The 20,267-nt window shown below is 67.5% G+C and carries 20 protein-coding genes and 1 riboswitch; of the genes, 9 read left to right on the top strand and 11 right to left on the bottom strand.

The window, feature by feature from the left end:
* Positions 1–124 precede the first annotated feature (124 nt).
* The 3 genes from ACFY1U_RS17660 to thiC form a co-directional block, all read right to left on the bottom strand.
* Positions 125–271 (bottom strand): hypothetical protein, encoded by a 147-nt coding sequence (locus tag ACFY1U_RS17660; RefSeq protein WP_390695004.1) that lies wholly within the window; start codon positions 269–271, stop codon positions 125–127.
* Positions 272–309: 38 nt separating this feature from the next.
* Complete coding sequence (locus ACFY1U_RS17655) at positions 310–1,413, bottom strand: hypothetical protein (RefSeq protein ID WP_390695003.1); 1,104 nt, start codon at positions 1,411–1,413, stop codon at positions 310–312.
* Positions 1,414–1,557: 144 nt separating this feature from the next.
* Positions 1,558–3,378 (bottom strand): phosphomethylpyrimidine synthase ThiC, encoded by a 1,821-nt coding sequence (thiC, locus tag ACFY1U_RS17650; protein ID WP_390695002.1) that lies wholly within the window; start codon positions 3,376–3,378, stop codon positions 1,558–1,560.
* A riboswitch (TPP riboswitch) is annotated at positions 3,371–3,560 on the bottom strand. (Overlaps the previous gene by 8 nt.)
* Positions 3,561–3,631: 71 nt before the next feature.
* On the opposite strand from thiC, the gene ACFY1U_RS17645 reads away from it, so the two are divergent.
* On the top strand, positions 3,632–5,116 hold the full coding sequence (locus tag ACFY1U_RS17645) for a YibE/F family protein (RefSeq protein WP_390695001.1): 1,485 nt from the start codon (positions 3,632–3,634) through the stop codon (positions 5,114–5,116).
* Positions 5,117–5,293: 177 nt separating this feature from the next.
* Here the strand turns inward: ACFY1U_RS17645 and ACFY1U_RS17640 are convergent, their stop codons facing one another.
* The 4 genes from ACFY1U_RS17640 to ACFY1U_RS17625 form a co-directional block, all read right to left on the bottom strand.
* On the bottom strand, positions 5,294–5,731 hold the full coding sequence (locus tag ACFY1U_RS17640) for an SsgA family sporulation/cell division regulator (protein ID WP_390695000.1): 438 nt from the start codon (positions 5,729–5,731) through the stop codon (positions 5,294–5,296).
* 97 nt (positions 5,732–5,828) lie between these two features.
* The gene (locus tag ACFY1U_RS17635; RefSeq protein WP_390694999.1) at positions 5,829–6,656 is read right to left on the bottom strand and encodes an IclR family transcriptional regulator; all 828 of its coding nucleotides are present in this window, start codon (positions 6,654–6,656) and stop codon (positions 5,829–5,831) included.
* Between the two features lie 307 nt (positions 6,657–6,963).
* The gene (locus tag ACFY1U_RS17630; protein WP_123966204.1) at positions 6,964–7,176 is read right to left on the bottom strand and encodes a DUF5326 family protein; all 213 of its coding nucleotides are present in this window, start codon (positions 7,174–7,176) and stop codon (positions 6,964–6,966) included.
* 149 nt (positions 7,177–7,325) lie between these two features.
* On the bottom strand, positions 7,326–7,643 hold the full coding sequence (locus ACFY1U_RS17625) for a cupin domain-containing protein (RefSeq protein WP_099930040.1): 318 nt from the start codon (positions 7,641–7,643) through the stop codon (positions 7,326–7,328).
* Positions 7,644–7,702: 59 nt separating this feature from the next.
* Between ACFY1U_RS17625 and ACFY1U_RS17620 the strand changes: the two genes are divergently transcribed.
* The 5 genes from ACFY1U_RS17620 to ACFY1U_RS17600 all read left to right on the top strand — a co-directional run bounded on the left by ACFY1U_RS17620 (position 7,703) and on the right by ACFY1U_RS17600 (position 11,446).
* The gene (locus ACFY1U_RS17620) at positions 7,703–8,080 is read left to right on the top strand and encodes a phage holin family protein (protein ID WP_390694998.1); all 378 of its coding nucleotides are present in this window, start codon (positions 7,703–7,705) and stop codon (positions 8,078–8,080) included.
* A 7-nt stretch (positions 8,081–8,087) separates the two neighbouring features.
* Positions 8,088–8,579, top strand: coding sequence for a low molecular weight protein-tyrosine-phosphatase (locus ACFY1U_RS17615; protein WP_390694997.1), 492 nt, complete (start codon positions 8,088–8,090; stop codon positions 8,577–8,579).
* A complete protein-coding gene (locus ACFY1U_RS17610; RefSeq protein WP_390694996.1) occupies positions 8,576–9,727 on the top strand; it encodes a cystathionine gamma-lyase in 1,152 nt (383 codons plus the stop codon). The genes ACFY1U_RS17615 and ACFY1U_RS17610 overlap by 4 nt, the downstream gene beginning before the upstream one ends.
* Positions 9,728–9,969: 242 nt before the next feature.
* Positions 9,970–10,875, top strand: coding sequence for a LysR family transcriptional regulator (locus ACFY1U_RS17605; protein ID WP_390694995.1), 906 nt, complete (start codon positions 9,970–9,972; stop codon positions 10,873–10,875).
* 88 nt (positions 10,876–10,963) lie between these two features.
* Positions 10,964–11,446 (top strand): NUDIX domain-containing protein, encoded by a 483-nt coding sequence (locus ACFY1U_RS17600; protein WP_123966210.1) that lies wholly within the window; start codon positions 10,964–10,966, stop codon positions 11,444–11,446.
* 13 nt (positions 11,447–11,459) lie between these two features.
* On the opposite strand, the gene ACFY1U_RS17595 is transcribed toward ACFY1U_RS17600, so the two are convergent.
* Positions 11,460–12,857: a globin domain-containing protein gene (locus tag ACFY1U_RS17595; RefSeq protein WP_390694994.1), complete on the bottom strand. Its 1,398-nt coding sequence runs from the start codon at positions 12,855–12,857 to the stop codon at positions 11,460–11,462.
* A 412-nt stretch (positions 12,858–13,269) separates the two neighbouring features.
* Complete coding sequence (locus tag ACFY1U_RS17590) at positions 13,270–13,902, bottom strand: HAD family hydrolase (RefSeq protein ID WP_390694993.1); 633 nt, start codon at positions 13,900–13,902, stop codon at positions 13,270–13,272.
* Between the two features lie 194 nt (positions 13,903–14,096).
* Between ACFY1U_RS17590 and ACFY1U_RS17585 the strand changes: the two genes are divergently transcribed.
* Positions 14,097–14,963 carry a GNAT family N-acetyltransferase gene (locus ACFY1U_RS17585; RefSeq protein ID WP_390694992.1) on the top strand — a complete coding sequence of 289 codons (867 nt, stop codon included), beginning with the start codon at positions 14,097–14,099 and terminating at the stop codon, positions 14,961–14,963.
* A 35-nt stretch (positions 14,964–14,998) separates the two neighbouring features.
* Positions 14,999–15,451 carry a GNAT family N-acetyltransferase gene (locus tag ACFY1U_RS17580; protein ID WP_390694991.1) on the top strand — a complete coding sequence of 151 codons (453 nt, stop codon included), beginning with the start codon at positions 14,999–15,001 and terminating at the stop codon, positions 15,449–15,451.
* A gap of 58 nt (positions 15,452–15,509) precedes the next feature.
* Here ACFY1U_RS17580 and ACFY1U_RS17575 read toward each other — a convergent pair whose 3' ends face one another.
* Entirely contained in the window at positions 15,510–16,895 is a 1,386-nt protein-coding gene (locus ACFY1U_RS17575) for a serine hydrolase domain-containing protein (RefSeq protein ID WP_390694990.1), read from the bottom strand.
* A gap of 67 nt (positions 16,896–16,962) precedes the next feature.
* Complete coding sequence (gene dnaB, locus ACFY1U_RS17570) at positions 16,963–18,441, bottom strand: replicative DNA helicase (RefSeq protein WP_351473008.1); 1,479 nt, start codon at positions 18,439–18,441, stop codon at positions 16,963–16,965.
* Between the two features lie 461 nt (positions 18,442–18,902).
* Between dnaB and ACFY1U_RS17565 the strand changes: the two genes are divergently transcribed.
* Positions 18,903–20,240 carry an MATE family efflux transporter gene (locus ACFY1U_RS17565; RefSeq protein WP_390694989.1) on the top strand — a complete coding sequence of 446 codons (1,338 nt, stop codon included), beginning with the start codon at positions 18,903–18,905 and terminating at the stop codon, positions 20,238–20,240.
* Positions 20,241–20,267: the final 27 nt, after the last annotated feature.

The following is a 20,267-nucleotide window of genomic DNA, read 5'->3' as shown; positions in this document are numbered from 1 at the left end:
CTCACCTGCTCTTACCGATCCAGCGTCAGGCAGGCAGCCTACGCTGGCTCTTGATCGAGTCACTCGACAAGGCGCCGCTCCTCGAAGGCCGGCTCCACTGGGACGGCGCTTGTGCTCGAGTCGGTCAATCGGCGATGGGCAGGTACACCCTGTTCCCGGTAGCCGCGAACTCCTTGGACTTTTGGAGCATCCCCTCCGCGATCTCCTCCGCCGAGGCCCCATCAGCCACCGCACCACCAAACCGCTCTGTGATGCTTTGGCTAATCTTCATCGACGCTAGCGTAAGCCGTCACTTGGCAACGTGCACTGCTACATACGCCGAAGAACCTGCGCCTCCGCCCTTTCGACCGGTGTGCGGCTGTAGACATGTACCAATGCGAGATGGAAGAGCGCCGGCGCAAGAGGAGCCCACCGATGAATGCGATCGGCCCGCAGCATGTACTTGACCACTGCTGCAGGACGGAAAGGCACGTAGTCGATGGTCTGATGTTCCCATCTGTCCGCGACTCCTCTGCTCATACGTGCTTGCAGGCTTTCACAGGTCAAGTCCTTGAGCCTTGTGTAGAAGTGGGCGCTCCAGTGGCGTTTGTCGATGTCCAACACAAAGGCAAGCAGTTCGAGCGAGTACTCGTTGGGCTCTATGGAGAGTTCCTCCCGCATGCCGCGCCGAGCGACGGCATACAGGTCCGGGGCGCTCCGGCCGGATGAGTCGATGTGCCGTGACATGCCCTCGTTCACGGATGAGTTCCAGACACCCGGCGCCATACGGACCCTGTCACTGCGCTGACTGACGACCAACATGTCGTCGGCGGTCACGACCGCAACGTTGATGGCGAAACTGCATTGCAGAAACGCAGGTGATCTCAGCGGATTGTCCGGGTCGAGGTAGCGGGACCGGGGAGTTGACCCGTCGGCTAGTCGGCGGTCGAGCTGCTGGGCCGCGAGAAAGGTGTAATAGTCCGTCGGGCGCAGCCTCAGATGAACTTCGGGCTGCTCGTCGAGGGCGGTGCGTGAGACGTCGAACGACTCGACTGCGTAGCGAGGACCATTCCACAACGGTGTCTGACCCTCCGCACGCAAACGCGCGCTCTCAGCCTCAATTTCAGCGCGCCAGCCGACCATGTCCGAGGGCAGCTCGATCTCCTCGTCGAGGACCTGGATGTAGATGGCTTCGGCAGGTATGGACGACTCACCATCCCCTTCCACAATCAGGGCAGATGTGTGGAGGGGGCCTACGGAGAAGGCTCTCCACGCGGGACTGGACTCCTCCCGCTGCCTCAGGCTGCGTACCGCTCTCGTGGAGCGAGTCCGCAGTCTGTACCAGCTGTCCTGTAACGGTTGTTGGAACAACACCGCGAACAGCATCCCCAGCACCGCGCCGACGACTCCATTGGCTACATCGATCCCGCCCATGTCAGGCAGGGTAGGGACATAGATCACGCCATGCGCGATCTTGTCTCTTCCGTTACGGCTTGGAGCAAGATTTCCCAAAGCCTCGTGTGGCCCCGGCCGTCTTGACCGGGGCCGTGGACAAGGAATCAGCCCAAAACGTCGGGGTCAGTCGGCCAGGGGCAGGTAGACCCGGTTACCGCTCGCCGCGAACTCCTTCGACTTCTGCAGCATCCCCTCAGCGACCTCCTCAGCAGACGCCCCGGCAGCGGCTGTACCACCGAACTGCTCTGTGATGCTTTGGCTAATCTTCATCGAGCAGAACTTCGGCCCGCACATCGAGCAGAAGTGGGCGGTCTTGGCCGGCTCCGCAGGGAGGGTCTCGTCGTGGAACTCCCGTGCCGTGTCCGGGTCCAGAGCGAGGTTGAACTGGTCCTCCCACCGGAACTCGAAGCGGGCGTCGGACAGCGCGTCGTCCCACTCCTGCGCACCGGGGTGCCCCTTGGCGAGGTCGGCTGCATGGGCTGCGATCTTGTAGGTGATGACACCGGTCTTGACGTCGTCACGGTTGGGCAGGCCCAGGTGTTCCTTGGGCGTGACATAGCAGAGCATGGCCGTGCCCCACCAGGCGATCATCGCGGCACCTATGCCGGAGGTGATGTGGTCGTACGCAGGCGCGACGTCGGTGGTCAGCGGGCCGAGCGTATAGAACGGAGCTTCATCACAGATCTCCTGCTGAAGGTCGATGTTCTCCTTGATCTTGTGCATCGGGACGTGTCCCGGGCCCTCGATCATGGTCTGTACGTTGAAACGCTTGGCGATCCGGTTGAGTTCCCCGAGCGTGCGCAACTCCGCGAACTGCGCCTCGTCGTTGGCGTCCGCGATCGATCCCGGCCTGAGGCCGTCGCCCAGCGAGTACGTGACGTCGTAGGCGGCGAGGATCTCGCAGAGTTCCTCGAAGTTCTCGTACAGGAACGACTCCTTGTGGTGCGCGAGGCACCACGCGGCCATGATCGAGCCGCCGCGCGAGACGATGCCGGTCTTGCGGTTCGCGGTGAGCGGGACGTACGGCAGACGGACGCCCGCGTGGACCGTCATGTAGTCCACGCCCTGCTCGGCCTGCTCGATGACGGTGTCCTTGTAGATCTCCCAGCTGAGCTCCTCGGCTCGGCCGTCCACCTTCTCCAGGGCCTGATAGAGCGGCACCGTGCCGATGGGGACGGGGGAGTTGCGCAGCACCCATTCACGCGTGGTGTGGATGTTGCGGCCGGTGGACAGGTCCATGACCGTGTCGGCGCCCCAACGGGTCGCCCAGGTCATCTTCTCGACCTCCTCCTCGATGGAAGAGGTCACCGCGGAGTTGCCGATGTTGGCGTTGACCTTCACCAGGAACCGCTTGCCGATGATCATCGGCTCGATCTCCGGGTGATTGACGTTGGCCGGCAGTACCGCGCGGCCCGCCTCGATCTCCTGGCGGACGACCTCGGGCGAGACGTTCTCCCGGATGGCCACGTACTCCATCTCCGGCGTGATCTCCCCACGGCGGGCATACGCGAGCTGCGTGACCGCCTTGCCGTCGCGACTGCGGCGCGGCTGGCGCGGCCGGCCCGGGAAGACCGCGTCGAGGTTGCGCAGACCGCCTCGCGGAGAGGTGTGCTTGATCCCGTCGTCCTCAGGACGGGCGGGACGGCCCGCGTACTCCTCGGTGTCACCGCGCGCGATGATCCAGTTCTCGCGCAGCGGGGCAAGCCCCCTGCGCACATCGGTGTCGATGAGCGGATCGGTGTACGGGCCCGACGTGTCGTACAGCGTGACCGACTGCCCGTTGGTGAGATGCACCTGACGGACCGGCACCCGCAGATCGGGGCGTGAGCCCTCGACATACGCCTTGTGCCAGCCGATGGACTTCCCGGCCTCCTGGGACTGTTCGCCCTGAATGGGCTGTCCGTCCTGGCTGGAGGCAGGCGTGCGTGCGTCCTTGTTGGTCATGAGACCTACTCCCTACGCCGGCATTACCCGGTAACAGGTTCGGCGGTCGACGCAGCGGTTTCCGTCTGTCGACGTCTCGTGGGGAACATCACTCGACTTCGGTGATGTTCCACGTGAAACATCGCTGGGACGGAGGTCAGCGCCCTCTCAGCCCGGTGCTCCGAGCTCCCGCGTGTGCAAAGGTGCCTCCACGCTAGCGTCAATTCGGGCGCGCTGAACAGAGGGCCCCTGCCGCTCTTGCGATGATCGGGCGGTGACCACGACGCATCAGCCCCCCTACCCCCCTCCGGAGCAGCCTCGCGGACACGGCTCCGGAGACGGCAGCAGCCATGGTTTCGGGGCCGGTCACCACCACGGGCCAGGACCGGGCGCCAGGGACGGTCACGAGTCCAGTGGCGGGCACGGGCCGGGGCACAGCCATGGTTCCGGTGGCGGGCACGGTCACTCGCACAGCCACGGTCCGGCGGCACCCGTCTCCCAGCACCTGCGCAAGGTCATCGCCGCCATCCTGATCCCGTTCGCCGCGGCCGTCGCGGTCGGGCTCGTGGTCCTGTGGCCCGGTGGTGCCCCGCCGCACCAGCGCACCGGTGTGGGTTTCGACCGGCAGACCCAGCAGGCGACGGTCGCCAAGGTCGTCGAGGTGAGCTGCAAGTCGGTGAACGCCTCGGGCGAGACCCCGACCGGGGACACCTCCACCGCAGAGGGCTCCTCCGCCCAGCAGCAGGCGAAAGGCACCTGTAAGAAGGCGACGATCCGCGTCGACACCGGCAAGGACAAGGGCCGTACGTTCACCGAGATCGTGCAGCCGGACCAGTCGCGGCAACTGCACGAGGGCGAGAAGGTCGTGGCCGCCTACGAGCCCTCCGCGCCGAAGGATCTGCAGTACTCGGTCGCCGATGTGAACCGCCGCTTCCCCATGGCGCTGCTGGCCGGCATCTTCGCACTCGCGGTCGTAGTGGTGGGCCGGTTGCGCGGGCTGATGGCCCTGATCGCGCTGGCCGTCAGCTTCATGGTGCTGACCTTCTTCATCCTGCCCGCGATCCTGCAAGGTTCGAACCCGCTGCTCGTGGCGGTGATCGGATCGAGCGCCATCATGCTGATCGCGCTCTACATGTGCCACGGCCTGTCGGCCCGTACCTCCGTGGCGGTGCTGGGCACGCTGCTCTCGCTCATCCTGATCGGCCTGCTCGGCTCCGAATTCATCGGCTGGGCCGCGTTGACCGGCAACACGGACGACAACACCGGTCTGATCCACGGCCTGTACCCGTCGATCGACATGAGCGGCCTGCTGCTGGCCGGCGTCATCATCGGTTCGCTCGGTGTCCTCGACGACGTGACGGTCACCCAGACGTCGGCTGTCTGGGAGTTGCACGACGCAAACCCGACCATGGGCTGGCGGGGGCTGTACCGGGCGGGCATCCGCATCGGCCGCGACCACATCGCATCCGTCGTCAACACCCTCGTCCTCGCCTACGCGGGCGCCGCGCTGCCCTTGCTGCTGCTCTTCTCCATCGCGCAGAGCAGTGTGGGGACGGTCGCCAACAGCGAACTGGTGGCGGAGGAGATCGTACGGACACTGGTGGGCTCGATCGGCCTGGTCGCCTCGGTGCCGGTCACGACGCTGCTCGCGGCACTGGTGGTCGCGGCCGACCGTCCCGGCCCGGAGCAGGCGGCGGGCACGGTCGGCGCAGCACCTGCTGCGGCACGCACGGGGCGGGGCCGACGGCGCAAGCGGTGAGCCGAGGACCGCTCGGACCCGCTTGAACAGACGTTGGGGCGGTACAGACTCCGGCTGCCGTGCGCATGGGGGGGGCATGGAGGCATGGAGGCATGGAGGCATGGAGGCATGGAGAAGCGTTACTGCGCCCTCCGCATCGCACGAAGAAGCGTTCCGGCCGATCCCCGCCGTCCCGTCTCAGCCAGCGCTCTGCTCCTCCGCCAGGATGCGGTCCAGGGCCTCGTCGAGGTGGGCGTCGAAGTCGGCGAGGGAACCCTCCTGACCGAGTGGCACCAGCTTGTCGGTGCGGTCGAGGAACGTGATGAGCGACGTCGTGGACGCACGGAACAGCGCCTGGTCGCGGCCGACCTGAAGCCGGATCAGGACCTCGGCCAGGGAATCCTGTTCGGCGGGTGAGACGCGCACATCGCCTTCCCCGCACGGCCGGCACACCCCGTCGATGAGCAGTTCACGACCGAATGCCCAGGTCACCGGCGCGTCGCCGGGAAGATGGAAGGTCAGCCTCACGGCATAGGGATCACAGCTCTCGTAGCGCAGCTCCACCGGGATGCGGAAGGAGAGTTCCTCGGACACGAGAAAGCTCATCATGACCTCTGCCTGTACGGACTCGCGCATCGCCTACCCCGTCATTGAAGCCGACCGGCTGGGAGTGATCCCCTGACACTGGTGGAATCTTGCTGAACGTACACGACAGATCACAAGGAGTGAGTTTTCAGATACTGATAGAGAGCGCGAGTGACCCCATCAGCTTTCCGATTTCGCTCTGCAGTTGCCGGGCCGCGGACATCAGCCGGTCGGCCTGATGCGAGGGCAGAGAAATGGCCATCGTCGCGGCCGTCGTGCCCATCGTGATCGGGATCGCGGCGCAGACGGTCCCCAGCGCGTACTCCTGCCGCTCCGTCACCGGCTCCATCCGCCGCGTCCGCTCGAGCCGCCGCAGCAGGGTGTGGTTGTCCCGCACGGTGTACGGGGTGATGGACTGCACGGGGTAACGGTCGAGGTGGTCGCGGCGGGCCGCGTCGTCCAGCTGGGAGAGCAGACACTGGCCGATCGCATGCGCGTGCGCGGTCTCACGGAAGTCGGCCCACTCCTCGACGGCCGGATTGCCCGGGGTGTCGGAGACGCACATGACCTCGATCTCGCCTTCCCGGTACACCGCGTAGTACACGGGCACACCGATCGCGTCCCGCCAGCCGGCGAGTGCGTCGACGATCGTGCTGCGACGTTTCTGCTGGGCTCCGCTGCTGCTCAGTCGTACCGCCGCGTCACCGAGGAAGAACAAGCCCTTGTCCCGGCGCAGATAGCCCTCGTGGATGAGGGTGCGCAACAGGTGGTACGCCGTAGGGAGCGCCAGGCCGGTCTCGCGGGCCAGCTGTTTGGCGGGGGCTCCGTGCTCGTGCCCGGCGACGCATTCCAGCAGGCGCATCGCGCGCTGGACGGATCCGATGAGGGTTGCGGACTGCGGCTGCGCCGGAGCGGTTCCCGGGGACGGCTGCACCGGTGGTGCGGTCAGGCGCGAGGGTGCGGGTGGTGCCGTCACGCGCTCCTGCGTGGAGGGGCCCGGCTGTTCGGGGGGCCTGACAGGGCGTCCGGGGGCTGGGGTGGGGGATGCGTGGGGGTCTGTGGTTGCGGTGCCTACCGTGGCCAAGGGTCACTCCCGAAGCGCGAGGGGGCTGCCCGTGCCGTGGGGAACACGGGAGGGGGTGCACGCCGCTCGCGGGGTCGCCCCCGCGTCGAATTCCGGACTCTAACGGCCAGATGGCGCCTTGATGCGTCCTGTCCGGAAAACTTCCCTCGCGCGAGGGAACCGGTGATTCCTGTTACCGATCACCGGTGTCCCAGGGCCCTCACCAGTCGCTGCGCGACGAGGAGCTCGACGTGAACTTCCGCACGACGTAGATCAGTCCGCCGACCAGTGCCACGAAGACCAGCACCTTGAACAGCAGCCCGATGACGAAGCCGACGACGCTGGCTATCAGCCCGCCGAACACGACGAGGGCGATGACCGGCACCGCGATCCACTTCACCCACCACGGCAGTCCGCCGAAGATCTCACCCATTGCGCTCGTCCTTATCTCTCCGCCCGGCTGCTGTGCAGGGGCCCATTGATGTCCTGCACTCGATGCTAGGACCGGCAGGGGCCCCGGCGGGGGCCTCGCACCCCTTGTCCTCCCCTGACTGATCCCCTAGGGAACCCCGAGACGGCGGCTCAGCTTTCCGGCGGAGAGAACACCACGAGCACCCGCAGGTCCTCGCTGATGTGGTGGAACTTGTGGGCGACGCCGGCCGGCACGTACACCACGCTGCCGCGGGCGACCTCGGTGGTCTCCAGGCCGACGGTGATCGAGGCCCGGCCGCTCACGACGAAGTAGACCTCGTCCTGGTTGTGTGGCTTCTGTGGATCATGTTCGCCGGCATTGAGCGCATACAGACCGACGGACATGTGCCGCTCACGCAGAAACTGCAGGTAGGCACCCTCGTTGGCGGCACGTTCCGCCTCCAGTTCGTCCAGCCGGAATGCCTTCATCGCCCTTGTCGCCCTCGTCCCACTGCTCGTGACCGATCTCGTCTGCCACGATCAGACACATGAAGAATTTCGTAGTCAAGACGATCGCCAACGCGGGTGCCCTGGCGGTCGCCGTATGGCTGCTCGACAAGATCACCCTGACCGGTGACAGCACGGGCAAGAAGGCCGGCACCCTGATCATCGTCGCGCTGATCTTCGGGTTGGTGAACTTCCTGGTCAAGCCGATCGTGAAGGTGCTGACCTTCCCCCTGTTCATCCTGACGCTGGGTCTGATAACCCTCGTGGTCAACGCACTGATGCTGCTGCTCACCTCGTGGCTGGCCGACAAGCTCGACCTGAGTTTCCACGTCGAGGGCTTCTGGACGGCGGTTCTGGGCGGACTGATCATCTCCATCGTGTCCTGGGCGCTCCATGTCGTCCTGCCCGACAACGACTGAGCACGCGATGACCTATCGCGTCTGCTTCGTCTGCACCGGCAACATCTGCCGCTCCCCGATGGCGGAGTCCGTTTTCCGCGCCCGCATAGCGGAGGCGGGACTCGACCGCCTGGTCGAGGTCGACAGCGCCGGCACCGGCGGGTGGCACGAGGGCGACGGCGCCGACCCGCGCACCGTCTCCGTCCTGGAGGAGAACGGCTACGAAGGCGGCCACACGGCACGGCAGTTCCAGCCCGGGTGGTTCTCCCGCCTGGACCTCGTCATCGCCCTCGACACGGGCCACCTCAAGGCCCTGCGCCGTCTCGCCCGCACTCCGGAGGACGCGGCGAAGGTGCGGCTGCTCCGCTCCTACGATCCCGCGGCGGGCGACGACCTCGACGTACCGGACCCTTACTACGGGGGCATGGACGGCTTCGAGGAGTGCCTTGAGATGGTGGAGGCGGCGAGCGAGGGTCTGCTCGCCGAAGTACGTGAGCAAGTGGAGGTGGAGGCGGTATGAGCGACTCCGGTACGGGCCCGTCGACGGGCAGCGGTGACGGCACCCGCGCGGTGCGGGCCGGGCTGCCCGAGCCTGCCAAGAACCAGCCGCACCTGCCCGGACCGGCGTTCGCCGCCCACTACCACCTGCCGGGTGACGTCGACGGCCCGTACACCTATGGACGCGACCAGAACCCGACCTGGAGCCTGCTGGAGCGGGCCATCGGCGAGCTGGAGGCGCCCGGGCAGGAGGGCGTCGAGACACTCGCCTTCGCCTCCGGGATGGCCGCCATCTCGGCGGTGGTCTTCTCCCAACTGCGCTCAGGCGACACGGTCGTCCTGCCCAGCGACGGCTACCAGGTGCTGCCCATGGTGCGCGAGCAGCTGGAGGCGTACGGCATCCAGGTGCGCACCGCGCCGACCGGCGGCGACGCCCAGCTCGACATCCTCGACGGCGCGAAGCTGCTGTGGATCGAGTCCCCCTCCAACCCCGGGCTGGACGTGTGCGACATCCGGCGGCTCGTCGAGGCGGCACACAGGCATGGCGCCCTCGTCGCCGTCGACAACACCCTCGCCACGCCGCTGGGGCAGCGTCCACTGGAGCTCGGCGCGGACTTCGCCGTGGCCAGTGGCACCAAACAGCTCACCGGGCACGGGGACGTCCTGCTCGGCTACGTCGTCGGCCGCGACGCCGAGGCCATGACCGCCGTACGCCGCTGGCGCAAGATCGTCGGGGCGATTCCCGGGCCCATGGAGGCCTGGCTCGCGCACCGTTCGATCGCCACGCTCCAGTTGCGGGTCGACCGGCAGTGCGCGACGGCTCTCACCGTCGCCGAGGCGCTGCGGACGCGGCCCGAGGTGACCGGCCTGCGCTACCCGGGTCTGCCCGACGACCCCTCGCACAAGATCGCCTCGCAGCAGATGCGCCGCTATGGATGCGTGGTCTCCTTCACGCTGCCCACGCGCGCGCGTGCCGACCGTTTTCTCGACGCCCTGCGGCTCGTGGACGACGCGACGAGCTTCGGCGGGGTGCGGTCGACGGCCGAGCGGCGCGGGCGTTGGGGCGGGGACGCCGTGCCGGAGGGCTTCATTCGCTTCTCGGTCGGCGCCGAGGACCCCGAGGACCTGGTGGCGGATGTGCTCCGGGCGCTGGACGTATCGGCGCAATGACGGCATCAGCGACTGTCTTAGGGGCGCCGGGTCGATGCCCGGCTACGCACAACGGACGGTCCGAGCCTCCCCCCTCGTGGCTCGGACCGTCCTCGGTTCCGCGCGCGAAGAACCGCGCGACCAAGGCTAGTTGACTCTGTGTCAGTGTCCAATCACAGTAGCGACAGAGACCTATCGACTTATTTATAGTTGGGCCCTGCCTGAGGGGCGGGAGAAGGGCAGGGAACCGGGGAGGGCGAACCATGGATCTGGCCTTGCTGCGCACTTTCGTGACCGTGCACCGGGCCGGCTCCTTCACCCGCGCCGCCGCCCTGCTCGGCCTGTCCCAGCCTGCCGTGACCTCGCAGATCCGCACACTGGAGCGGCAGCTGGGCCGCCCCCTGTTCCTGCGGCAGGCGCGCGGGGTGACCCCGACGACCATCGGGGACGAACTCGCGCACAAGGCCGCTCCGCATCTCGACGCCCTGGTGGAGATCGCCGAGACCGGCCTCGACGACGAGTCCTCCTTACGGACCCTGCATCTCGCCGGTCCTCCTGAGTTCACCGCGGAACGGGCACTGCCCGCCCTCACGGAGCTGACCGGCGACGACGGCCAGGGCTTCGCGCTGCGCGCTTCCTTCGGGAACGCCGAGGAAACCCTGGAGGGACTCGCCGCCGGACATCACGATCTGGCCATCTGTACGGCCCGCCCGCGCGGTGCCCTGCTCACGGCGACTCCACTCTGCGACGAGGAGCACGTCCTTGTCGCCTCCCCGGTGCGAGCCGAGCAGATCGGCCTCGAGAAGCCGCGTCGCAAGGGAGCGCCCGCCCTGGAGGACGTCCCCGTGATCGAGGTGCACGAGTCGCTGCCCTTCGTCTCCCGCTACTGGGCCTCCGTCTTCGACTCCCGTCCCGCGTCGCCGGGCACCGTCATCGTTCCCGATCTGCGTGCGGTCCTGGCCTGCGCCGCCGCGGGCGCGGGTCTCGCCGTGCTTCCCCGCTATCTGTGCGGCGACGCCCTGGAGCGCGGTGAGATCGTTGCCCTCCATGAACCCGCGGTACCTCCGCTGCGCACGTACTTCCTGGTGGTCCGCACCGGCACCCTCGCGATGCCGCACATCGCGCGGGCTCACGAATGGCTGCTGCGAGCGGCGGCCGACTGGTGCTGACCAGCACTTTTCCTCCGGTCACGGGGTGAACTCGACCGGTGACATCCCGCGATGTTTCACGTGGAACCAACCGGGCCACATTTCTCCCATGACCGTCCGACCCGTGGTCAAGCGCACCGCACGTGCCGTTCTGCTGGACGGCGACAACCTGATCTTGATCAAGCGCACCAAGCCCGGTGTCGATCCCTACTGGGTCACTCCCGGTGGCGGCGTCGAACCCGGCGACACGACCGTCGTCGACGCCCTGCACCGGGAGGTGTACGAGGAACTCGGCGCCAAGATCACCGACGTGGTGCCCTGCTTCGTGGACACCGTGGAGCACATCGGCGAGGACGGCGGGGCAACCGGCGTGAAGGTGCAGCACTTCTTCGTGTGCCGGCTGGAGTCGATGGACACGTCACTGCGGCACGGCCCCGAGGTGGACGAACCCGCCGGCGAATACGAGATCGTGCGGGTGCCGTTCACCCGCGTCGGGATCGCATCCGTGCATCTCGTACCGCTGTCCCTGCGGCACTATCTGGACGGGAACATCGAGGGCGTACGCGCCATGCACGCCCCGGACCTGGGCTGATCCCGGCTCCGGATCAGTCTCCGGTGGCGACGAGCTCCTCCACCGAGTCGTGCCGTATTCGCTCCGACGGGATGCCGATGTTCCTCAGCGCGTCCACTCCGCTGCGGATCATTCCGGGCGGGCCCGAGAGATAGGCGTCGAACTCGTTCCATGGTCCGTACTCGCGTATGGCGTCCGGGAGCTGGAGATGGGCCTGCTGGTCGATGACCGCGCGGACCGAGAGCCAGGGGTGGGACTGCTGGAGCCTGAGCATCGTGTCGATGTCGTAGAGATCGTGGTCGGTGCGGGCGCCGTAGAACACCTCGACCGCCCGCCGTTCACCGTGTTCGGCGACGTCCTCCACCAGTGCCTTGATGGGCGCTATGCCGGTGCCGCCGCCCAGGCACAGCAGTCCGCTGTCGGTGGTGTGGTCGACGGTCATCGAACCGGCCGGCGGGCCGAGGCGGATGATGTCGCCGGAGCGGGCCCGGTGCACCAGCGCATTGGAGACCCAGCCCGCGGGGACGGCCTTCACATGGAACGTCAGCAGACCGTCGGAGCGGGGTGCCGACGCGAAGGAGTAGTGCCGCCAGATCCGCGGCCACCAGGGCGTCTCCAGGCTCGTGTACTGCCCGGCGAGGAAAGGGTAGGGCTGATCGGGGCGGACCGTGACGACCGCTACGTCCGGGGTCCTCAGGTCGTGCGCGACGATCTCGGCGTACCACCAGGCCGGGGCACGCAGTTCGTCCGCGGCCGCCGCATCGATCATGACCTGCGAGATGGTCGTGTACGCCCGCACCCAGGCCGCCTCCATCTCGGCGTCCCAGATACCAGAGGCGTACTTGCTCAGCGCGGCGATGAGGCACTCGCCGACGGCCGGGTAGTGCTCGGCCCTGGTGCCGTACTTGCGGTGACCACGGCCGAGGTTCTGCAGATACGCGACGAGGACCTCGGTGTTGTCGATGTGTTCGGCCGCGGTCAGCAGTGCCTTGAGCAGCCGGTCGCGCTGGGTGTCCATCGCGGCCGGGAACAGCGACCGCAGATCGGGGTGCCGGACGAAGAGCAGTGCGTAGAAGTACGAGGTGACCTTGTCGGCGATCGGCGCCACCTCGGCCATGGTCCGGCGGATGAGGAGGGCATCCGGTGACGCGCCCCCGGTGTCGGCTCGAACGGCGGGCTCCTGCGGCCGCGCTGCGGGCGCGGTGGAGTGCTGGGTAGGCACGCGCGGTTCGGCGGGGAGCGCGGGCGTTGAGGACTCTGCCGGAGGGGGCTGTGCGGCTGAGGGCTGTGGGGCAGCAGCAGCCGGAGCGGGTTCGGCGGGTGGTGCCGACTGCGGAGCATCCTCCGCCGGCTGCTTGCGCGGCGTGAACCAGCCGCCGATCCCGCCGCCGGATGTGCCGTTGTCGGCCGACGCGGTGGTCGGAGCGTCCATGGTGTGCCTCGCCTCGAACATCTTTCGGTCGGTCTGCGCACTTCCTCGGTCGGAAGGTGCCTTATCCCCCGCAGACGGCTTGCTTTCCCCGTTTCATGCCGCGGCCAATGCGGCCACATTCAACCCGGATTCACGTTCTCTACGGACAAGTAAGGCGAGAGTGTGACATTGACCGCAGTGCTCTCACCGCAGCATCCCATCCCGCTTGGACACTCCGGCCGCATAACCGCAAATGCGGGTCTTCGATCTCTCCGTCCCGTTACGCTGCATCGCCCTGCCCTCGGTCCGCACAGGATGTGTACGCCTCGCCCCGCAGCGAACCGGAGTCGACCATACCGGCCAACGCTCCGATCACAAGTCCCCCCTTCCTCCCCCACGAATGGGAGAGCGGGCGAACCAGCAATTCCTTCAATTACCGGGCGTGACGCACCAATTCATAGGCTTCCCACAGATCCCCGCCCATGTACGAGTGTGTCGCGAGACCGGACAGATGACGGTCCGCATTGACCGCCACCGAGACCGGCACCGCAGCGAACAGCTCCGTGTCCGACAGGGAGTCGCCATAGGCAATGCAGTCCTCCCGGGCCACGCCGAACTCCCCGCACAGTCGGTCGGCGATCTCGACCTTGGCCGCGGCAGTGAGAACTCCGGACGGATCGATGGGCTCGATGAACGGCACAGCGGGAAAACGGGACCCGAACGCCGCGTGCGCGCCCCACCCGATCAGCCGCTCCACGAAGAAGGAGGGCGAGAGCGATACGACGGCACAGTAGTCGCCCACCTGCCGGATCTCCGCCCAGACCTCCCGGATGCGCTCCAGCCACGGGGCACCTTCGAACGCGGCCGACACATGCATCTCGGTGAGTTCCGTCCACAGCTCGTACACCTGCGCCGCATACTCCGGCGGGCCTATCAGCCCCGCCGAGATCGCCTGATCGAGCGCTACCGTCTCGGCTTCCAGCCCCAGCTGCCGCGAGATCTCCACGGGCGCCGAAGTGCCCTGCAGCAGCGTGCCGTCGAGATCGAAGAGATGAAGTCTCGCCATGGGACCCGAGGCTAACGGGACCCGTGACGGACCCCGCTGGCGGGAACCTGATGCTCGGTGTTCGCCCGTGTTCCACGTGAAACACCCAACTGCTGTCCGCGCCCTGTGCACTTGCCCACGACATGGCCAAAAGCTCCTGCTTCTCACCGGAAAGAGGTGGACGTCGAGGGCGGCCGTCGGACAGCCTGACCTGCGTGCCGACTCCTTCTCTGCCCCCTCTTGCCGTCCGCCGTCTGACGCTTCGCGATCTCACCGCCTGCGCCGACCTGTCCGAAGACCGGGGGTGGCCACGCGAGGAGCACAAGTGGGGCCTCCTCCTCACAGCCGGGAAGGGATACGGCATCGACGACCCCGACGGCGGCCTCGTCAGCGCCTGCGTGGTCACCGAGTACGGGCCGCAGCAGCACCCGGATCTCGCGGCCATCGGCATGGTGCTGGTGGCCGAACGGCACGCCCGCCAGGGCATCGGACGCCACCTGATGCGGCACATCATCTCGGCCATGGGCACCACCCCGCTGACGCTGCACGCGACCCCGAACGGTCGGCCTCTCTACGAGGAACTCGGCTTCAAGGTCACCGGGCGGGCCGAGATGATGCGTGGGCATTTCACACCCGGCGGGCCGGAGCCCAAGGTGGTCACCCGTGCGGCCACCGCCGAGGATCTCCCTGCGATCCTCCGGCTCGACGAGGAGGTGTTCGGCGCCGACCGCACTCCGGTCATCACGCGGCTGCCCGCCTTCGCCGACCGGCTGCGCGTCGCCGAGGAGGGCGGCCGGCTCATCGGCTACGCGGCCGCCTGGCCCAACATGGAAACCCATGTCGTGGGCCCGCTGATTGCCAGGGACACGCAGACGGCTAAGGCACTCATCGCCTCTCTCGCCGCGCACACCGACCGCCCCCTGCGCACCGACATCGACGTACGGCACGAAGAGCTGCTGGCTTGGGCGAAGGAGCGGGGACTGGCGTCCGTCGCTTTCAACGCGGTCATGACGTACGGGATCACGGAACTGCCCGGTGACTGGACCAGACGATTCGCTCCGCTGACGGTGGCTGCGGGCTGAGCCCCCTGAGGGCACCGGTGCGTAAGGTGCGGGGCATGGGAGATCTTGAAATACGTTCTGCCACGGCGGACGACGTGCCCGCGATCGTCGCGATGCTCGCCGACGACCCATTGGGCGCCCGCCGCGAGTCACCGGACGACCTGACGCCGTACCTGGCCGCGCTGGAACGTCTTGCGTCCGATCCGAACCAGCATCTGGTCGTCGCCGTTCGTGAGGGCCGGGTCGTCGGCACACTCCAGCTCACGGTCATCCCCGGCCTGTCACGACGCGGCGCCGTCAGATCGATCATCGAAGGTGTCCGCATTCACGCCGACGAGCGTGGCAGCGGCCTGGGCACACAGCTCATCGAGTGGGCGATCGACGAATCCCGGCGTCAGGAGTGTCAGCTGGTCCAGCTGACCTCCGACAACACCCGCACGGACGCCCATCGCTTCTACGAGCGGCTCGGCTTCACGGCCTCGCACGTGGGCTTCAAGCTTCAACTGTGAGGCCGTGACAGAAGGCTCATGTTTCACGTGAAACGGCGCGCCTGCCGGGCGCCTGCGTCTAGCCGATCCCCCGCCACCCGTCCGGATCCACCCCACCGGGCACGGAAGCCTGCTCGTCGTACGGCTGACGCGTGAACACGAACGACCCGAGGTCCAGATGGCTCAGGGTCCCGTTCGGGCGCCGTACGGGCTTCAGGAGCTCTCCGGCGTAGTAGCCCTCCAGTCCGGTCCACGTACCGTCGCCGTTCGCCCGGAAACGCGAGCGGCGGCCGCTTCCCGACAGCGGCTCCAGCGAAAGACTCCCGGCTGCCGCCAGCCGCAGGGCGAACCCATGCGTTCCCCAGTACCACGGTCCCGCCAACTCCAGCACCGATGCGTCTACTTCTGGCAGCGGCCGCCAGGGTTGCGGAATGCGGGGCTCGGCCTCGGCGACGATCCGCACGAGATCGGCTCCGACGGTGGACAGCAGAGGACCGGACGTACAGTTGGCCAGCACCACAGCAGCGACGTCGTCCTCGATGCTGAGGGTGAGGTTCGCCAGAAACCCCGGCAGGGACCCGGAGTGCCCCACGAGCAGCCGGCCGTCCCGGTGCTGGATCTGCAGCCCCAGCCCGTAGGTGGCTCCCTCCACGACATCCGCCGCTTCGGCCGGCGCCGCGGGCGTCCGCATCTCTCTCACGGTCTCGGCGCTCAGTACCCGGTCGTCGCCCTGTGCCAGAAAAGCAGCGAATCGCGCCAAGTCGCCCGTGGTGGACCAGAGTTGACCCGCGGGAGCCATCCGTCCCAGGTCCTCGGCGGGTTCGGGCAGCATGACATCGGCCCAGGGGTGCACCGCCCATCCACCCGCATGGGGAGCCTGAGGGTGACCACTCGTACGGTCGAGGCCCAGAGGTTCGAGCACTTCACGCCGAAGTACCGCTTCCCACGGTGCCGCACGCAGCTTCTCGATCAGCGCCCCCAGCACCGTGTAGCCGGGATTGGAGTAATGGAAGCGGCGGCCCACCGGATGCAGGAGAGGCTGCTCTCCCAGGACGTCGGAGAGTTCGGGGCGCAGCGAACCCGGAGTGCGCTCCCACCACGGGGCGGGCGACTCCGCCGCCAACCCGCCCGTATGGGCGAGGAGGTCGGCGATCGTGGCCTCCCCCGCACCCGTTCCCGGCAGATGCTTCTCCAGCGGGTCACCGAGATCGAGCAGGCCCTCATCGCGCAACCGGAGCACCAAAACGGCGGTGAAGGTCTTGGTGATCGAACCGATGCGGTACTGCACGGTCTCGTCCGGACCATGCCCGTCCACCGAGGTACGCGCACCGTGCCACACGGACCGCCCGCCCCTCACGACCGCCGCGACCAGCGACGGCGCGCGACCTTCGGCCTGCGCCACTGCGATCCGGTGCAACAGTGCCCGACGCGTCCCGGGGAGCAGCTCTTCCTGAGGTGTTGTCATGGCCCCAGTCCATCCTGCGGGACACACGGCCGTCGAGTTCATTTGACCGGGACGGGGATCTGTCGGATCAGGTCTGCGCCATGTCCACGAACCGCGAGTAGTGGCCCTGGAAGGCGACCGTGATCGTCGCCGTCGGGCCGTTACGGTGCTTGGCCACGATCAGGTCGGCTTCTCCCGCACGCGGCGACTCCTTCTCGTAGGCGTCCTCGCGATGCAGCAGGATGACCATGTCGGCGTCCTGCTCGATGGAGCCGGACTCACGCAGGTCGGAGACCATCGGCTTCTTGTCCGTGCGCTGCTCGGGGCCACGGTTCAGCTGGGACAGGGCGATGACCGGAATCTCCAGCTCCTTGGCGAGGAGCTTGAGGTTACGGGACATGTCCGAGACCTCCTGCTGGCGGTTCTCGGCACGCTTGGAGCCACCGGACTGCATCAGCTGGAGGTAGTCGATGACGACCAGTCTGATGTCGTTGCGCTGCTTGAGACGGCGGCACTTGGCGCGGATCTCCATCATCGACAGGTTCGGAGAGTCGTCGATGAACAGCGGCGCGGCCGAGACGTCGGGCATCCGGCGGGCCAGCCGCGTCCAGTCCTCGTCGGTCATCGTGCCGGAGCGCATGTGGTGCAGGGCGACACGGGCCTCGGCGGACAGCAGACGCATCGCGATCTCGTTGCGCCCCATTTCGAGGGAGAAGATGACGCTCGGAAGGTTGTGCTTGATCGACGCGGCCCGGGCGAAGTCCAGCGCGAGGGTCGACTTGCCCATCGCGGGACGGGCAGCGATGACGATCATCTGGCCCGGGTGCAGGCCGTTGGTGAGCGAATCGAAGTCGGTGAAGCCCGTGGGCACACCGGTCATCTCGCCACTGCGGGAACCGATCGCCTCGATCTCGTCGAGTGCGCCCTCCATGATGTCGCCGAGCGGGAGGTAGTCCTCGCTGGTGCGCTGCTCGGTGACCGCATAGATCTCGGCCTGGGCGCGGTTGACGATCTCGTCGACGTCGTCGTCGGCCGCGTATCCCATCTGGGTGATGCGGGTGCCGGCCTCGACCAGACGGCGCAGGACCGCGCGCTCGTGGACGATCTCCGCGTAGTACTCGGCGTTGGCCGCAGTCGGCACGGTCTGCACAAGGGTGTGCAGATACGATGCGCCACCGACCTTGTTGATCTCGCCGCGCTTGGTCAGTTCGGCGGCGATCGTGATGGGGTCGGCCGGCTCGCCCTTGGCATAGACGTCGAGGATCGCCTGGAAGATCGTCTCGTGCGCCGGCTTGTAGAAGTCGTGGCCCTTGAGGATCTCCACGACGTCGGCGATCGCGTCCTTGGACAGGAGCATGCCGCCGAGGACGGACTGCTCGGCATCGAGATCCTGGGGCGGCACTCGCTCGAAGGACGTACCTCCGCCGTCCCACTCGCCGCTGTCCCGGCCACGGTCGTGCTGCTCGTCACGGCCCCGGCCCCCGTCGCCGCGTCGGCGGGAGGCAGGCAGACGATCGCTTGGACCGCTGTCGGCCCACGGATCGTCCAAGGGCTCGGAAATACTCACCGAGCCACCTCCTCCCGTCCGCCGCCGGGCGAACCTAGCCATGCCCTCTTTTCTACGGCACGGCACTGACAAATGAGAGGCCCAACTCCGGTTGCTGCACGTCGGTTTTGTGCTGGTTTCCCTGCCGACGAACGGAGTGGGCGCCGGACCACGGTAGGCCTGCGGGCACCGTCAGCCAATCTGGTTATCCACAGGCCATGTGGACGACGGCCCGGATGCTGTGGAGAACTCCGCAAAACCTGTGCACGACACGGTGGACAGCCCTGTGAACAAGCAACTGCCACATCCACTCCGGCTGTCTTGACCTGCACTTTTCCCATCCACCGGCTGTGCAGAAGAAAAACTTTCCCAGTCGGGCCAAGATCGCTTCGAACGGCGCGCGAAAGACCACACAGCCTCAAGCGAAGTAAGGGTCGTGGAGGCTTTGCATCTCTTACCTGTGGACGATTAGATTGGTGCTCATGACACAGGCTCCTGCGCCCCCCAGGATCACCCTGCGACAACACGATCGAGAGATCGTCGCGCTGGCCGTCCCCGCCTTCGGTGCGCTCGTCGCCGAGCCCCTCTTCGTCATGGCCGACAGCGCGATCGTCGGCCACCTCGGCACGGCACAGCTCGCCGGCCTGGGCGTCGCCTCGGCCCTGCTCACGACAGCGGTCAGCGTCTTCGTCTTCCTCGCCTACGCCACCACCGCGGGCGTCGCCCGACGGGTCGGCGCCGGCGACCTCCAGGCCGCCATCCGGCAAGGCATGGACGGCATCTGGCTGGCGCTTCTGCTCGGCGCCGCCGTCATCGCCGCCGTGCTGCCCACGGCACCGGCCCTCGTGGAACTCTTCGGCGCCTCGGCCAGTGCGGCCCCCTACGCGACCACCTATCTGCGCATCTCGGCTCTCGGCATCCCGGCCATGCTCGTCGTACTCGCCGCAACCGGAGTGCTGCGCGGGCTGCAGGACACCAAGACACCACTCCGTGTCGCCATCGCCGGCTTCGTCGCCAACGGCGCCCTCAACGCGGGCCTCGTCTACGGCGCCGGACTCGGCATCGCCGGCTCGGCCTGGGGCACCGTCATCGCGCAGTGCGGCATGGCAGCCGTCTATCTCACCGTGGTCGTCCGCGGAGCCCGCAGACACGGCGCCTCGCTGCGTCCCGACGCAGCCGGGATACGGGCCTCCGCACAAGCCGGCGTTCCCCTCCTGGTCCGCACACTGTCACTGCGAGGGATCCTGATGATCGCCACAGCGGTCGCCGCCCGACTCGGCGACGCCGACATCGCGGCACACCAGATCGTCCTGTCCCTCTGGAGCCTGCTCGCCTTCGCCCTCGACGCCATCGCCATCGCCGGTCAGGCCATCATCGGACGCCATCTCGGCGCCGAGGACACACGGGGTGCTCGCGATGCCTGCCGCCGCATGGTGCAGTGGGGAATCGCGGTGGGTGTCGTCCTCGGCGTCCTGGTAGTGGTCGCCCGGCCGGTGTTCCTGCCGCTGTTCACCAGTGACACCGTGGTGAAGGACACTGCGCTGCCCGCCCTGCTCGTGGTGGCTCTCTCTCAGCCGATCTGTGGCGTCGTCTTCGTCCTGGACGGCGTCCTGATGGGAGCCGGCGACGGCCCCTATCTGGCCTGGGCCATGTTGCTCACTCTTGCTGTCTTCGCCCCGTTGGCGTTGCTGGTCCCAGCACTCGGCGGCGGCCTCACCGCGCTGTGGGCAGCGATGACGCTGATGATGACGGTGCGCATGCTGACCCTTTGGCTGCGGACCCGCTCGGGCCGCTGGATCGTCACAGGCGCCATCCGCTGACGTGTTTCACGTGAAACCGGCGTTTCA

The sequence above is a fragment of the Streptomyces sp. NPDC001351 genome (assembly GCF_042896045.1).
GTDB lineage: Bacteria > Actinomycetota > Actinomycetes > Streptomycetales > Streptomycetaceae > Streptomyces.
This window is presented reverse-complemented; position numbering and strand designations above follow the sequence as displayed.